15 protein-coding genes and 1 tRNA gene are annotated in these 14343 nt (G+C 57.7%); 7 read left to right on the top strand and 9 right to left on the bottom strand.

The features are described from left to right. Positions 1 to 131: 131 nt before the first annotated feature. The gene (locus ACR0LY_RS00705) at positions 132 to 413 is read left to right on the top strand and encodes a hypothetical protein (RefSeq protein WP_170349183.1); all 282 of its coding nucleotides are present in this window, start codon (positions 132 to 134) and stop codon (positions 411 to 413) included. Positions 414 to 431: 18 nt separating this feature from the next. Here the strand turns inward: ACR0LY_RS00705 and ACR0LY_RS00700 are convergent, their stop codons facing one another. From ACR0LY_RS00700 to ACR0LY_RS00690, 3 genes are all read right to left on the bottom strand, one after another. Then, entirely contained in the window at positions 432 to 1202 is a 771-nt protein-coding gene (locus tag ACR0LY_RS00700) for an alpha/beta hydrolase (RefSeq protein ID WP_170349184.1), read from the bottom strand. 72 nt (positions 1203 to 1274) lie between these two features. Then, positions 1275 to 2114 (bottom strand): EamA family transporter, encoded by an 840-nt coding sequence (locus ACR0LY_RS00695; RefSeq protein ID WP_170349185.1) that lies wholly within the window; start codon positions 2112 to 2114, stop codon positions 1275 to 1277. A 1037-nt stretch (positions 2115 to 3151) separates the two neighbouring features. Next, on the bottom strand, positions 3152 to 3826 hold the full coding sequence (locus ACR0LY_RS00690) for a TIGR04283 family arsenosugar biosynthesis glycosyltransferase (RefSeq protein WP_170349186.1): 675 nt from the start codon (positions 3824 to 3826) through the stop codon (positions 3152 to 3154). Positions 3827 to 3899: 73 nt separating this feature from the next. Here ACR0LY_RS00690 and ygfZ point away from each other — a divergent pair, with 73 nt between their 5' ends. Both ygfZ and ACR0LY_RS00680 read left to right on the top strand, forming a co-directional pair. Beyond that, positions 3900 to 4637, top strand: coding sequence for a CAF17-like 4Fe-4S cluster assembly/insertion protein YgfZ (gene ygfZ, locus ACR0LY_RS00685; RefSeq protein WP_170349187.1), 738 nt, complete (start codon positions 3900 to 3902; stop codon positions 4635 to 4637). 104 nt (positions 4638 to 4741) lie between these two features. Beyond that, entirely contained in the window at positions 4742 to 5686 is a 945-nt protein-coding gene (locus ACR0LY_RS00680; RefSeq protein ID WP_170349188.1) for an ABC transporter transmembrane domain-containing protein, read from the top strand. 58 nt (positions 5687 to 5744) lie between these two features. On the opposite strand, the gene efp is transcribed toward ACR0LY_RS00680, so the two are convergent. Then, complete coding sequence (gene efp, locus ACR0LY_RS00675; protein ID WP_170349189.1) at positions 5745 to 6308, bottom strand: elongation factor P; 564 nt, start codon at positions 6306 to 6308, stop codon at positions 5745 to 5747. 218 nt (positions 6309 to 6526) lie between these two features. Here efp and ACR0LY_RS00670 point away from each other — a divergent pair, with 218 nt between their 5' ends. Then, a complete protein-coding gene (locus tag ACR0LY_RS00670; RefSeq protein WP_008757056.1) occupies positions 6527 to 6847 on the top strand; it encodes a DUF6280 family protein in 321 nt (106 codons plus the stop codon). Between the two features lie 63 nt (positions 6848 to 6910). Here the strand turns inward: ACR0LY_RS00670 and ACR0LY_RS00665 are convergent, their stop codons facing one another. Next, positions 6911 to 7480: a cobalamin biosynthesis protein CobQ gene (locus ACR0LY_RS00665; RefSeq protein ID WP_170349190.1), complete on the bottom strand. Its 570-nt coding sequence runs from the start codon at positions 7478 to 7480 to the stop codon at positions 6911 to 6913. A 61-nt stretch (positions 7481 to 7541) separates the two neighbouring features. Between ACR0LY_RS00665 and ACR0LY_RS00660 the strand changes: the two genes are divergently transcribed. Next, entirely contained in the window at positions 7542 to 8999 is a 1458-nt protein-coding gene (locus ACR0LY_RS00660) for a cobyric acid synthase (protein ID WP_170349191.1), read from the top strand. Positions 9000 to 9002: 3 nt separating this feature from the next. Here ACR0LY_RS00660 and ACR0LY_RS00655 read toward each other — a convergent pair whose 3' ends face one another. The 3 genes from ACR0LY_RS00655 to ACR0LY_RS00645 all read right to left on the bottom strand — a co-directional run bounded on the left by ACR0LY_RS00655 (position 9003) and on the right by ACR0LY_RS00645 (position 12124). Continuing rightward, a complete protein-coding gene (locus tag ACR0LY_RS00655) occupies positions 9003 to 9881 on the bottom strand; it encodes a hypothetical protein (RefSeq protein WP_170347761.1) in 879 nt (292 codons plus the stop codon). 74 nt (positions 9882 to 9955) lie between these two features. After that, a complete protein-coding gene (locus tag ACR0LY_RS00650) occupies positions 9956 to 11374 on the bottom strand; it encodes a TolC family outer membrane protein (protein WP_170349192.1) in 1419 nt (472 codons plus the stop codon). 96 nt (positions 11375 to 11470) lie between these two features. Further along, positions 11471 to 12124, bottom strand: a complete 654-nt coding sequence (locus ACR0LY_RS00645) for a protein-L-isoaspartate O-methyltransferase family protein (RefSeq protein WP_170349438.1) — start codon at positions 12122 to 12124, stop codon at positions 11471 to 11473. Positions 12125 to 12352: 228 nt separating this feature from the next. Here ACR0LY_RS00645 and ACR0LY_RS00640 point away from each other — a divergent pair. Then, positions 12353 to 12426 (top strand) — tRNA-Cys (locus ACR0LY_RS00640). Between the two features lie 62 nt (positions 12427 to 12488). On the opposite strand, the gene ACR0LY_RS00635 is transcribed toward ACR0LY_RS00640, so the two are convergent. Continuing rightward, positions 12489 to 13565: a tyrosine-type recombinase/integrase gene (locus ACR0LY_RS00635; protein ID WP_170349193.1), complete on the bottom strand. Its 1077-nt coding sequence runs from the start codon at positions 13563 to 13565 to the stop codon at positions 12489 to 12491. 471 nt (positions 13566 to 14036) lie between these two features. On the opposite strand from ACR0LY_RS00635, the gene ACR0LY_RS00630 reads away from it, so the two are divergent. After that, positions 14037 to 14342, top strand: coding sequence for a hypothetical protein (locus tag ACR0LY_RS00630; RefSeq protein ID WP_050673817.1), 306 nt, complete (start codon positions 14037 to 14039; stop codon positions 14340 to 14342). Position 14343 lies beyond the last annotated feature (1 nt).

Below are 14343 nucleotides of genomic sequence, written 5' to 3'. Positions count from 1 at the left end.
ACACCCCCCTTGCCTAACCTGTTGATCTCGTTCACACTTACTCTCAAACCGTCATTCAAGAACGACAATTGAGGTTCCGAGCGTCCAAGACGCAATGAAACCAACAATAGATTTTCGAACGGGAGGACGACATGAAAACACTAACCCTTGGGCTGGCCGTTGCGCTGCTGGCCAGTCAAGCGTCCGCGCAGCAGACATTGACCACCGCATCCCCCATTCCGGACGGGGCCGAGACCAAGTTCTGCTACTACAACGGCATGGCCTATTCGCAGGACGCCTTTGTTCTGCTGGTCGGCGACAACACCGTTACCCAGACGGTCAGCACGATCCAGGAACGCCTGCTGCGTTGTCACCGTGAGGACGACGGCACGATGAAGTGGAAACCGCAGAGCACGTTCTCGACCAATAACTGAACGCTTAAGGTGGGCGGGCTAGCCCACCTTCTGCTCCAGCCATTCCGCGATCTGCGCGGCGGGCTTTTCCCAGCCGGGCTCCATAAACAAGAAATGCGCGTGGTTCTCGACGGGCATGAAAGTCGCTCGGTCACCATACAAATCGGCCAGGGCGCGGCAGGTGTTGGGGTTCACCGCCCTGTCCTCAGTCCCTGATACGACCAGCACCGGGCAGTCGACCTTGTCGATATCGACCTTCATAGCGTGGTGATCGTCGAACATCCAAAAAAACATCTCGAACATCACCCGCCCGCTTTCGGCGCCCAAACGGTCGAACACCGCGTGCTGTTGCGCCTCGGGCATTTTGTTCAGCGCGAAGGGGGCCATCAGGTCGAACTCGACCCGCATGGGTTGTCTCCAGAAGGCCCCGCCCTCCATCAAAGCACGCGGGATGGCGCGTTCGTCATCGGTTTCAGGCAAAGTGCCCCAAGGCGCGTTCGGGTTGATAAGGACAAGCGCACTGGCGAACCCGCGTGAAGCCACCTGCTGCGCCACAACTCCGGCGATGGCGTGGCCCAACAGAACCGGTTTGCTGTCCAACCCCTGCACGAACTCTGCTATGTCGTTGGCATAGTCCATCACGCTGGTATCGGTCAGGCGCGGGTCGGGTTCGGCCTTTGAGTCCCCGCCGTGATAGCGCAACGCGGGGGTGTGAACGGTCCAGCCCCGGTCGCGGAAAAACCCGGCATAATCCTGCATACACCATGGCCCTGCAAAGGCACCGTGGATCAGAACAATCTCTTTGGTCATGAAAACGCTCCCTTTTCTTTCGCTACTATGAGAGATCGGGGGCGACTTCAGCAAGGCTGTGTCGCAGGCCTATCAGACGGACAGGCCTATCAGCGCCACTCCGACAGCCATAAGAACCGCTGCACCAAGCCGCCGCATCCAGTTCCCCTCTTTCAGGAAAACAAACCCGATCAGCGCCGCGAAAATAACCGAGGTTTCCCGTAGCGCCGAAACTGCACCAAGCGGTGCGAAGTTCTTGGCATAAAGCACAAGACCATAGGCTGTCATCGAAACAAGCCCGCCCAGAATGCCGATCATCCAGACTTTGGCAGGCAATTCAGCCAGGGTCTTCCGTCGACGGATACCAACAAACCCCGCGATAAACAGATGCAGAAACGCACCCCAGGCCCAGTAGCTAAGCGTATTGCCGGACAAGCGCACGCCAATACCGTCCACGACCGAATATATCGAGATGCAAAAGCCCGTGCCCAGTGCAAATCCAAGGGCCCAACGGCCCACACCAGAGCGCAATGCCTTCCAACTGCTGAGCTGGATACCAACAGCAATCAGGGCGATCCCACCCCACGCTTGCAGCGGCAGCACCTCGCCCACCAACAGCATCGCCCACAGCGATACAAGCGCCGGAACGATACCGCGGGCAATTGGGTATACGACGCTTAGGTCTCCGTGCTGATAGGCTTTGCCGAGCATGAAATAATAGCCGAAATGCACCACGGTTGAGATCAGGATGTATGGAAAGCTTTCGGCACTGGGCAGTGGCAGCAACAGGATCATTACCGTTGCTGGAATGACATGCCCCAACGCCACCAGACCCAGAGTGGTGGTCCGATCAGCCGCGGTTTTGACAATCGCATTCCAAACCGCGTGCAACACCGCCGCCGTCAAAATGATGGCAATGACAAACAGGGTCACATCCGAACCTTTCGTAAAGGAAGAAACTGTCCTGCAAATCGGACCGGCTAAGTTATTTGCACAGGTTGAGGCCGATCACAACGCAGCTTCGATCAGTGTTTTGAGAATGTTTTCGGTGAGTCTGTTTGGGTTTCCACCGCAGGAGGAAGCGGTGATTGTGCCGTTGACCAGCGCAAGATAGCTGCCCTGCAGGCCAAGCCCTATTGATGCGAAATCTCTACAACTGAACGTGAGGAGTGTTGCCAGCGCGCTGGCGCGCGGTCACTTTGGTGTCATGACATTTGTGACCGAAAATCAACTGCCCCTGCTGATATTGTTCTTTATTATTGGCTCGGTTGGCACCGCGTTTCTATTTCGCAAACCGGCCGGGCACCGGGCATGGAAGCTGGCCGACCTTGTCTGGGTCGTTCTGGGCGGGATCGGCGCACTGGTGGCGGTTCTGGCCGGACTCTACACCTCGGACAGTTCGCGGTTGGACCGGCAAATCGATGTGGCTTATGCCGCGACGCTTGCTTTTGATCGCGACGCCGCGCGATTCCGACTGCGGTTCTGCGATCCGGCCTATGACCCGGACACCGCCGTTTTGTGCGATAAGGTTGAATTCCTTTCGGCCTCAACAGCCAGTAATGCTGACCTGCCTTTGTTCATCGCTGTGACCAATGAAGTGGCGCCGCTACAGGGGTTGCATTTCCTACTTGGCGGGCAAGCGAAAGATGAACAGGAGGAAATTCGCGCTATGGCCGCCAAGGCCGATGCGTTCAGCATCGATCAGTTCCTTGTTTTCACCACGCTGGACGATGCAACACAGGTTGCGATCGACAACATGCGCCGGAAAGTGCCCGCCATTGCCGGGGATTATCTGATCCTTGCCCAAAGCTATGATGACCTGGTTGAACAGGTCGGAAAGCTAAAAGACGAATGGGAATACCTGCAGGAAAACGCGCATATACTGGTGTTGCAAATCGTCGCCCTGTGTCTGGTCAGCTTTGCCGCGCCCTTCCGATTGGGCAAATCCATTGTCGAACTGCGCACAACGCTTAGCGTCGGTACGCCTGCGCCAGCTGTTCCGGATCAGCTCCAAGAAAATACCTTGTCAGAGTCCACAGATTCCGCACGCCCCGACGCACCCACCCCGCCCGCGCATAGCGGTCCGCGCTCGTAGCCGCGCGGGTGCTCAGCAGGGTGATGCGGGGCAAGGCGCGCACCAGCGCCACGTCCTCCATCAACGGCTGGTCCGGGTAACCTGCGGCTTTGTCATAGGCGCGACGCGGCACAAGCAACCCCTGATCACCATAAGGTAGGCTAAACACCCGGCTGCGCAGATTGGCCCAGCCCGCAACCCAGGCTGGCCAAAACCCGCTGGCCTGAAAGGTCAGACGAAAAGCCGCGGGGTTGCCCGTGGGCAGATGCTCTCCGACGTCCTTGCTCCACCCTTCTTGCAGGACGGTATCGGCGTGCAAAACCAAAAGCCATTCACCTTTGGCTACCGCGCAGCCCCGCAGCAACTGCCCCCCGCGTGAGGGCGGCCCGGTCACGATCTCAGCCCCTGCCTCTTCCGCAATTTCAAGGGTCTGGTCGGTTGAACCGCCATCGGTAACGATCAGCTCTCGGACCAACCCCGTGTGCAAACCCTCCATCAAAGCCGGTAAGGACTCCAACAAAGCCTCTGCCGCGTTCAGGGTCGGGATGACGATGCTGATTGGTGCTGGCAAGGCGGATATCCTCTGGTCATGGCGACGCGATCTCCTATATCACGGGGCCAAGGGAAAAGACGAGGACCACCCCATGCCCAATCGCCGTATTCTGCGCCTTAGCGGGTCGGACACTGACAGCTTTCTTCAAGGGCTGGTCACCAATGATATTTCCGGGCTGGATCAGGGACTGGTTTATGCCGCACTGCTGACCCCGCAGGGCAAGTATCTGGCGGATTTCTTTCTGAAACGTGACGGCGATACGGTGCTACTGGATGTCGCCGAGGATATCGCCGACGGGTTCGTCAAGCGGCTGGGCATGTACAAGCTGCGCGCCGATGTTTCGATCGAAGATAGCGGCCTGAATCTGCAACGCGGCACCGGCCCGGCACCCGCAGGCGCCCTGCCCGACCCGCGCCATCCAGATATGGGGTGGCGGGCGTATACGGTCGAGGCCGAAGGCGACGATGGTACGGATTGGGACGCCATCCGCGTGCGACACTGCATACCGGAAACCGGTATCGAGCTGACCCCCGACAGCTATATCCTTGAATCTGGATTCGAGGGCCTGAACGGCGTCGATTTTAGAAAAGGGTGCTATGTCGGGCAGGAAGTCACCGCCCGGATGAAGCATAAGACCGAGTTGCGCAAAGGGCTGCGTAGCGTTCGGGTTAATGGCACCGCGCCCGTTGGGACCGAAATTACATCTGGCGGCAAACCGGCCGGTACCTTGTTCACCCAATCGAACGGTCAGGGGATCGCCTATCTGAGGTTTGACCGCGCCAACGACGATATGCATGCCGCCGAGGCCACCGTCACGCTTGACGCCTAACATGTTGCTATTCCGGCACGGCTGAACCGTTGCGCGGCCCGGTACCCTTTGAACCCTTTCGGGGCGCTGCCACACTGCGGTCAGTCCACTGAACGGATGCGCATATGCTTAAGTTATACGCTGCGATCTGGCGTGCCAGCGCCGGACGGCAAATCATTCTTATTGTCCTGTCCATCGCCATCGCAGGCCTTGCTGCGGTGCCATTAGAGTTTCAGCGCGATATCGTTAACCATCTGACCTCGAACGATATCAGCACCGAGCGATTGCTATATCTGGGTGCAGGCATGATGTCGGTCATCCTGCTGAGCCTCGCCTTAAAGTGGCTGCTGGGCTATCGCGCCGGGACGCTGGGCGAGGATCTGATCCGCATGATCCGCCAGCGGCTTTTGTTGCGCTCATCGGACCTGAGTGAAACCGGTGAGAAAATGCGCTCGGGAACCATGACCACGGCTATTTCCGCCGAGGCCGAGGAGTTGGGAAAGTTCGCCGGTGGCGCCTTTTCAGACCCGGTTGTGCAGATCGGCACGCTGATCAGCGTCATTGGCTACATCTCATCAACGCAACCCGGGCTGGGCATGATCGCCTTTTCAATGATCGTGCCGCAGATCGTGATTGTGCTGGTCTCGCAGCGAAAGGTGAACGTCTTCGTTGCCGAAAGGGTCCGCATATTGCGCAGCTCTACCGACAGGCTGACGACCGAAGACATTGACGCTGTGGCGCGCGATATCGAGGCTCAGTTCGACGATATCTACAACACGCGCCGCCGCATGTTCCTGTGGAAGCTGTCCGCCAAATTTCTGCTGAGCGTAATTAATGGCGCAGGCACGGTCGGTGTTCTGATGCTGGGCGGGTACCTGGTTCTGAATGGCAAAACGGATGTGGGCACCGTGGTCGCCGCCACCAGCGGTCTTGGCCGCATTCAGGGCCCCACGGCCTTTTTGATCGCCTTTTACCGACAAGTCAGTGCCAACCGCATCAAATACGACCTGATGCTGGAATTGTTCGGTCCGAACCCAGAACGATATCGTCGGCCTAGAAAGCTAAACTAAAAAAAGACCGCGCGGCCCCTGCCGTCGCGGTCTTTTCGTGTTTTGCCAAAGCACCGATTTACGCGCGTTCGGAATATTCCATGCTTTCGGTGTTCACCACGATCATCTCATCCTGACCGATGAAGGGCGGTACCATGACCTTGACGCCGTTATCCAGAATGGCTGGCTTGAACGAGTTTGCAGCAGTTTGACCTTTGACCACCGGCTCGGTCTCGACGATCTTGCAGGTCACTTTTTGCGGCAATGTGGCGTTCAGTGCTTCGCTTTCATAGAATTCGACCACGATGGTCATGCCGTCCTGCAGAAACGGGCGACGTTCACCCAACAGTTCAGCGGGCAGTTCGATCTGCTCATAGGTCTCAGAATCCATGAACACCAGCATGCCGTCAGATTCGTACAGGAACTGCTGATCTTTCTGTTCAAGACGCACGCGCTCGACCTTATCCGCCGAACGGAAACGTTCGTTCAATTTCGAACCATTGCGCAGGTTGCGCAGTTCGACTTGCGCAAAAGCACCGCCTTTACCGGGCTTTACATGGTCGACCTTAACAGCAGCCCACAGCCCGTCGTTATGCTCAAGCACGTTGCCGGGGCGAATTTCGTTCCCATTTATCTTGGGCATCACATAAATCCTTCACAAACGGTTGATGCGTCAGTTCCCGTCCCTATATCTGGCGTAACCACACCTGACAAGACAACGAGACCTAGTGCTGCACTTGCAGCAAGCTATGCAAATGACGCAACGCAACTATGCATTTTAGCTGTATCCGAATCACATCTAATAGGTCATAAGGACCGTCACGCCGAAAATGCAAGAGCAAGAACAACAAGGAAGACGAGATGAGAGATTTCGTTGACGGCACTGCCTTTAACAATGAGCAAGGCAATCGTGCACGCAAACTTTTCGCAGCCGTTGTGCTGGCTGCACTGGACGACGCTATTGCCGATGACAAGAAATACGGCAACGGCCCGGAACAGATCGCCCGTTGGGCCCGCTCGCGCGATGGCCGCGAGGTGCTGTCCTGCGCAGGTATCGACCCCAACGAGCGGGTTGTCGGCGGGTTGATGGAGTTCGTTGGTCGTGGCGTGCGTACCTCGGTCGCGCTGTCGCGTGAAGAAAGCGAGCGTCGTAATGCCGCTCAGCAGGCAGAAGCCGCTTAAACCAAGGCGACATCTGCAGGAAAAAGCGCGCCCACTTTCCGGGCGCGTTTTTCTATTTCCGGGTCAGAAAAACAGCAGCCATTGGCGGGCAACCCAAATCTCGGCCCCCAACAATGCGGTAAAGAATAACTTGGCGGGCGCTGACAGCCCCCTGTTCCATAGCACCACATAAGAACCAGCACATATAACAACAGAAACAGGCGCTACCAAAAGCGCGTGATATGCACTGTCCCAATAGCTGACCGGGCTGTGAAAGACCCAATCGCTCAGCGGCCAGAATTGCGGCCGACCGTCACCGGCATGCAGTAGGAAATCCATCGACAGATGCAGCAGCCCTGCGGATGCGGTGACCGTCAAAAACCGCCATCCCCGCCAGTACCCAAGCATCAACGCCACCCCCCACAGGATGAATGAGTTGTCGATGGCAAACACCGTCTGCCAGGCTGGTGAGAAGTATAGTTCGTCAAAGACGACCTGTGGCGGGATGCTCAAGACGTGCAAGGACACCCCAGCCATGACGTACAGCGACAGATCGGGCAGAACCGAGCCCAGCACCGCAGCCCACAGAATGGCCCCCCGCGCAGGCCGCGCAAAAGCGGCAGCGCCGATCAAAAGATGCGCGGGCGTGTTCATCCGGGGCTTTCCCTTTGGTGTCAAATCAGGTCATCTGCGCCCTAACGTATAGGAGACGACCATGGTTCGCGCCATCATGATTCAGGGCACCGGCAGCAATGTCGGAAAATCAGTTTTGGTGGCCGGGCTTGCGCGCGCTTATACGCGGCGCGGGCTGAAAGTGGCGCCGTTCAAGCCGCAGAACATGTCCAACAACGCCGCCGTGACCGAGAATGGTGGCGAGATTGGCCGCGCCCAGGCCCTGCAGGCACGTGCTGCCAAGCGTCCGACCCATACGGATATGAACCCGATTCTGTTGAAACCGGAAACGGACACCGGCGCTCAGATCATTGTTCAGGGTCAGCGTGCAGGCACGATGAAGGCGGGCGACTATCGCAAGGACAAGTCCAAGCTGTTGGATGCCGCGCTTGAAAGTTTTGACCGGCTGTGCAGCGATGCCGATCTGGTGCTGATCGAAGGTGCCGGCAGCCCGGCTGAAACCAACCTGCGCAAGGGCGATATTGCTAATATGGGCTTTGCCTGTGCCGCTGATGTACCGGTCGTTCTGGTGGGCGATATCCACCGAGGCGGAGTCATTGCGCAAATCGTCGGCACGCAGGCGGTTTTGGATGCCGGTGATCTTGAGATGATCACAGGTTTCGCCGTCAACCGGTTCAAAGGCGACGTCTCCCTGTTTGATGAGGGACGTGACGACATCGCCACCCGTACAGGATGGCCATGCATGGGCGTAGTTCCGTGGTTTCATGACGCCTGGAAATTACCCGCTGAGGATATGATGGACATTCGCTCGCACAGTGGCGGGGCCTGCAAAGTGGTTGTCCCACAATTGGAACGCATGGCGAATTTCGACGATCTTGATCCGCTGTCCGCCGAACCGGGGGTCAGCGTTGAAATCATCCCAGCCGGGCGTCCTTTGCCGGGTGATGCCGATCTGGTGCTGTTACCCGGCAGCAAATCCACCATCGGCGATCTGGCCTATTTCCGGGCGCAGGGCTGGGATATCGACCTATATGCCCATGTTCGCCGGGGTGGCCATGTGCTGGGCCTGTGCGGTGGCTATCAGATGCTGGGCAAAACCATCGCCGATCCCGATGGCGTCGATGGCCGACCCGGCACTGTTGACGGGCTGGGCTTGTTGGACGTGACCACCCTCATGGCAGGCCAAAAGCAGGTCACACTGCGCACGGCACGCACCATTCCGGGGCATGAGCCAGTCACCGGGTATGAAATTCACATGGGCCGAACCGAAGGTCCCGATTGCGATCGCGCCTGGCTTGAGATCGAAGAGCGGCCGGAAGGTGCTGCTGACAGCACAGGCCGCATCCGCGGGAGCTACCTGCACGGCATCTTTTCTTCTGACGCTTTCCGCGCCCGCTACCTGCAGCAGTTGGGCGCAGAATCGGACCTGTCATATGAGGATGGGGTCGAGGATACGCTGGACGCGCTGGCGGACCATCTGGAACAGCATATGGACCTGGATCGCCTGCTGGGTATGGCCCGGCCGCCGAAGCGGCCCTAAGGGTTAATCGACCTCGCGCTCGGCCAGTGCGCGGTAAATCTCACGCCGCACCATCTTGCGAACGTTGCGAGTGATACGCTGGCCTAGAACGCCCTGCAGCTCTTCCCGAACGACCTGTGCGATCAGACCCCGCATTGCGTCTTCGTCCAAGGTCAGCGCGCTTTGTCCGGTAGCCAGAGGAGCTGTGTTCATCACTGGCAAGTCTTTGCCTGCAGTCTGCGCATTTTTGCCAGTTGGCCGCACGTGCAGTTCTTTTGCTTCTGATTTCACCGCCTGCGCAGACGCCACGACCGCAGGGTCCCGGACGAAGGTTGCCTTTGTGGCTGTGTCAACGTCTTCGTGTATCGTTTCAGCTTGGCTGATCTTTGCCGAGTAGGTGATGTTGAACTCATCTTCTGCGGCCCACTCCAGCGGTTTTGCCGGTGTCTCGACCTCCGCCGCCCACTCCAGCGGCTTTGTCGGCGTGCCGGAATAAGCATCTTCGCTGTCGCCGTCCGGCTCCCACTGATCTTCGGTTCGCGCAATTGCGGTTTCCAGCGCTTCGATCTTAGCGCTCAGACTGCCGGTCAGGCCGTCCTCTGGCTCAGTCGTGGTTTGCTGTTCGACCGCGGGTTCGGCATGTTTCACGATATCACAAGCCCGCAGAAGCATCGGTTTGACAGAATCTTCGGCCTTGTAAATCGGTTCCGCTTTTTCTGGCTGAGGCTTCTCTTTCACGGCCACTTCACCGACTCGCAATGCGTCGGTCAGAACCAGCCTGCCGGGCTTGCGCGTGTTGGATGACGCCATAACACCCGGAATTTTACGATCTTCTTCGGTGACCAGACGCTTAATCGAGGACAAGACGTCCTCGATTCCCGCTTTTACGACTTTATCCGTCATTGTTCTCTACCGCTCTATCCTCGGGATCGAGTGTAGCTAAACAAACCGGTCCTAACAACAGGTAGTATTGGCCCTTAGTCGCGACGCAACGCTTTGAGGACGCGATCCAGGTCCCGGCTTTGCCTGCTGATCTGCGCCGGAGCCTTTTTAACCAAGTTGTAATACAGGGTTGGATCATAAATCTGGACAGCCAGACCCAGACGTTCAGCCGTCAGCAAACCCTGCGCATCCAGCAGTTGATAAGCGGCACGCGACCGTTCGGTGCGCGATGCAACCTCGGCCAATTGCGCGTCCAATAGATCCTGCTGCGCGTTCAGCACGTCCAGCGTGGTCCGCGCACCCAAGGTTGCTTCTTCGCGGATACCGTCAAACGCCACTTGCGAGGCCCGGACCCGTTCCGTAGACGCCCTTAGGCTGGCACTGGCGGCCTGGTAAGCGGCATAGGCGTCCGCGACCCCCTGGGTGATATCCTTTTGGACGTTCAGCAAATTGGCGCGCGATGCGTCGCGAGTTGCCATTGCCCGACGGACCGTGGCGGCCAGACGGCCACCGGCATAGATCGGCTGTTCAAAGCGCAACGCGACAGTCGCATCTTCGAGGCTGTCATCGTTGTCATAGCTTTCGCGCAGGCCCGCGTCAGCATTCAGCCTGACATTCGGACCGAGGTTGGCACGCTGCTGTTGAACGAACAAATCCAGTGCCCGCACCTGATGTTGCGCTGACTGAATAGCCGGATGGTTGCGCTGTGCAAGACTAACGGCTTCACCTTCGGATCGCGGCAGGTTCGGCAGGCTTGGTTGACCGGCAGTACGGCCTGGCGCCTTGCCCACGGCGTTCACATATTCCGCCTGCGCAATGCTCAGGTTACCGCGCGCAACCGCTAGATCCGCTTGCGAGCTGGCCAGCTGTGCTTCGGACAGCGCGACGTCCGTCCGGGTCACCTCACCCACATCAAAGCGGTCCTGAGAGGCACGCAATTCTTCGGCAGACACATCCACGTTGTTCAGGCGAATCTGAACGGTTTCTTCTTGCAGCAGAACACCCAAATACGCGTTCAGGCCGCGAAACAGGACGTCCTGTTCGACGTCCAGCAAGGTTTGCCGTGTGGCCAGCACCGTTTCCTGCGCCGATTGCTTGCCCAGAACCGAGAAGCCGCCATCATAGATCAGCTGGCTCAGGGTGAGGCCGGTGAAAAAGTTGGCTGGCTCATCCCGCACAACACCAGCGCTCGTGCTGTTGCGATTGTAATTCTGACTGACCTCGACCGCCCAGTTGATGATCGGGCGCAGCGCTGACAGCGCGATTGCGACGTCTTCATCAGCCGCGCGCAACAAGGCGCGGTTCTGTTCCAGCAGCCCACTTGTATTGTAAGCCCCGATAAACGCGTCGGTCAGGTTATCAGCCCATACCGCACGCCCTGGTACAACACTGAGCGCGAGCCCCGCAGTCAGCGCCATCGCCTTTGTTAGCTTTCCCCCTGTCCTTGAACGCATGTCGAAATCCTTCTCAAATCAAAATTACGCTGCCCTGAGCGTAGTTTGCGCCGATGTTTTCAACTAATCAAGGTCGCAGAAAAATAAGCGATGAAATTATAGCGAAAATGCACACTCGGCGGAAAATGCCTGCAAAACCGGGGCATTGGCGTTGAATGCATGACGCCACGTCACCCGACCGCCGGATTTATGCCCGATCCGAACGGTTCCAAGCTCTCCTTCGACGAACAGGCAGGCAATGCGTCCGTGATCCTTCAACTGGGCGATCAATGCCTCGGGAACCTGCTCAACCCCGCCTTGTATCATGATGACGTCATAGGGGCCGTGTTCGGTCGCGCCCTGCGCCAGCGGCCCAACATGTACAATCGCGTTGTCGGCGTCTGCTTCCATCAAGATCGTTTGCGCTTCGGCGGCCATATCTTCATCTTCTTCCACGGCAACCACCAACTGCGCCATACGCGCGGCAACCGCAGTGGAATAGCCCAGAGCCGGGGCGATATCCAAAACAGCCTCGTCATTCGAGATATTCAGCGCATCCAGCATTTTGGCCAATGTCCGCGGTTCGGGCAAGCAACGGTCGCCACCAAGGTCGATCACGCCTTCGGCGTAAGCCGCTTCACGCTGAGCGTCAGGTACAAAATTCTCTCTCTGAACGGTCAGCATGGCGTCAATGATGGGGAATTTCGTTACATCCGAAGGTCGGATCTGCGTATCGACCATCGTGCGGCGCCGGGTTGCGAAATCTGTCATTGGATCGCCCATGTTTTTCCCTAGTGTTCCCGGCTTTTGCCACATCCAGAAGAAACCGGCAACGGCTGCAACGTCGAAAGTTTCACCAGATCGCAGAGACTTGGTGTCGCGCCGCGCCATGCCGCAACACATGGAGGTGGATTTTTGCAATCAACCCACTGGACGCCCCTGACGAAAGGTGTTAAAACGCCTGCCACACCACAGCAAGTATTTGATTTTACTTGAAAAGGCGAGTTGGCGGAGTGGTGACGCAGCGGATTGCAAATCCGTGTACACCGGTTCGATTCCGGTACTCGCCTCCATTTAAAAACAATCACTTACATCACTCCTTGCCGTGTTTGAGGCCCCGCGTTTACAGGGGCGTTTACATTTTTGTGTCTTGAGACAGTGATTTTGCTCGATTGAGCTTGCGCAGAACCGCATCGCTTTCGTCCGGGCTAACCTGCGCATAATGCTCGATTACCTGCGCCGCGTAGCGAACAGACCAACCCATCAGAACTGCGATTTGGCGCAAAGACAGATCGGCATTCAGCAATCTTGTCGCCGCTGTCCCGCGCGTATCGGACAAAGTTTTCTCCCTGCCATCGATCCAAGGCGGGACCTGAGCTTCGCGCCGCCACTTGGTGATCTGGTTCGATGCCCAACGGGCCGTCAAAGGCCTGCCAAGCTCTGACACCAGCAACACCTCTTGGCCTTCCGGCGTCTCTGCGATCAATTTCTCAAGTGCCGATGTGGCAGGGATATATGCGATCTGGCCGCGCTTACTGGTCCTGAAACGAAGGCGCTTGCCGTGCGGCGTGTCTTCGAATTGGTCCATTTTGACCTGAACCAGATCGGCCGCTCGCAAACCGGTTTCGCATCCGGCGGTCAGGATCCTCTGCACCCATTTCGGTGCGTGCTTATTGAACTGAGCGATATCGCCGCTAGTCCAGATAATTTCTGTGCGGTTCGATTGGTAGAGCTTCTTGAGCTTGTGGCAGTGGTGCTCTTTCAGCTTCCCCTCTTCCACCGCCCAATTGAGGACGCGCGTCGCATGGGTGCCTGCCATATCGTGCTGCTTGGGCGAATGAAGCCACTTCTTGCGCCAATTGTTAACCTCGCCCCTTGAGGCGCGCTCTTCGAACATCGCGACAGGATCGGCACCGAACTCCTCGCGGAACAGTTCCAGCCATTTGCGGATATCAGCCTTTGAACGCTCGGCCTTGGGCAAGGACGCACTGGACAGAAAATCGTCGACCAAGTGAGTCGTCAGATATTCAGCCGGGCTCACGGGCGTACCGCACTGCGAAAACGCATGGAAGAATTCGGGCTCTTTGGGGTTCGGGTCCGTCCCCTCCCAAAATTTGGGGCCGCCCCGCCAGGCATAGAAATGGTAGCGAACACCAGACACAACTTTGCGCCGGACACGGTGGACGCCCTTGGGAAGGTTACTTCTGGGCACGGCGCGCTCTCCGCTGTGCAACGAGGCTCGGTTGCGAAGTGGCCTCGCGTTCTGCCGCGCTGATGCCCTGAACAGCATCCAATCGCGCGCGAATGAGTTTCGGGTCATACCACCCGCGCCGCCCTGGCACCGGAGCGATACCCGTCCTACGGCAGAAGTCATAGAAGGACGCGCTCGGCTCACTGTAGCCGAAGAGAAGCGCAAGCTCTGGGGTCGGAATCAGCTGAATATGGCTTGGGCTCATTTTTCAGCCCTCTCACCCACGGCTTCTTGCCGCGACATGGCTGCCCGCAAACAAGACACCACCTGAGCGCCCTGTGAGCGTAAGTTGCGCACAGCCTCCTCTTCGAGCCAGGCTTTCACGTCCGCTGGAAGGTTAAGTTTGAACTGGGTTGTCTTCATATTTACACCTCAACAAAAGGACATAAAATGTCCATATCATTGAGGACAAATATTGTCCATCATGCAATCATGAAAGAAGAAGCCTTGGTCCAATTCAAACTCTTGCTTCCTGCCGCGCTCAAGAAGCGTCTGGAAACGCATGCCACACTGAACCGGCGCAGCCTGTCTCAGGAAATCGTCGTCGCCCTAGAGGAGAAGTATCCGGCCGCAGAACCGGATGCGACATCCGATCCAGCGGCCCGTATGCTGTTCTGGCTCGCCAAACGCATCCGTCGAAGAAACCCAAAGCCTGGGACGCCAAGGGACAAACAAGCCGCGCTATATGAACGCATTGCGGGCGATATCGCGGAACGCATGAAAGACATCGGCGAATAAC

It is taken from the genome of Ruegeria sp. BC5 (assembly GCF_056539205.1).
The sequence above is the reverse complement of the archived record's forward strand: the minus strand, read 5'-3'. Positions and strand labels throughout refer to the sequence as shown.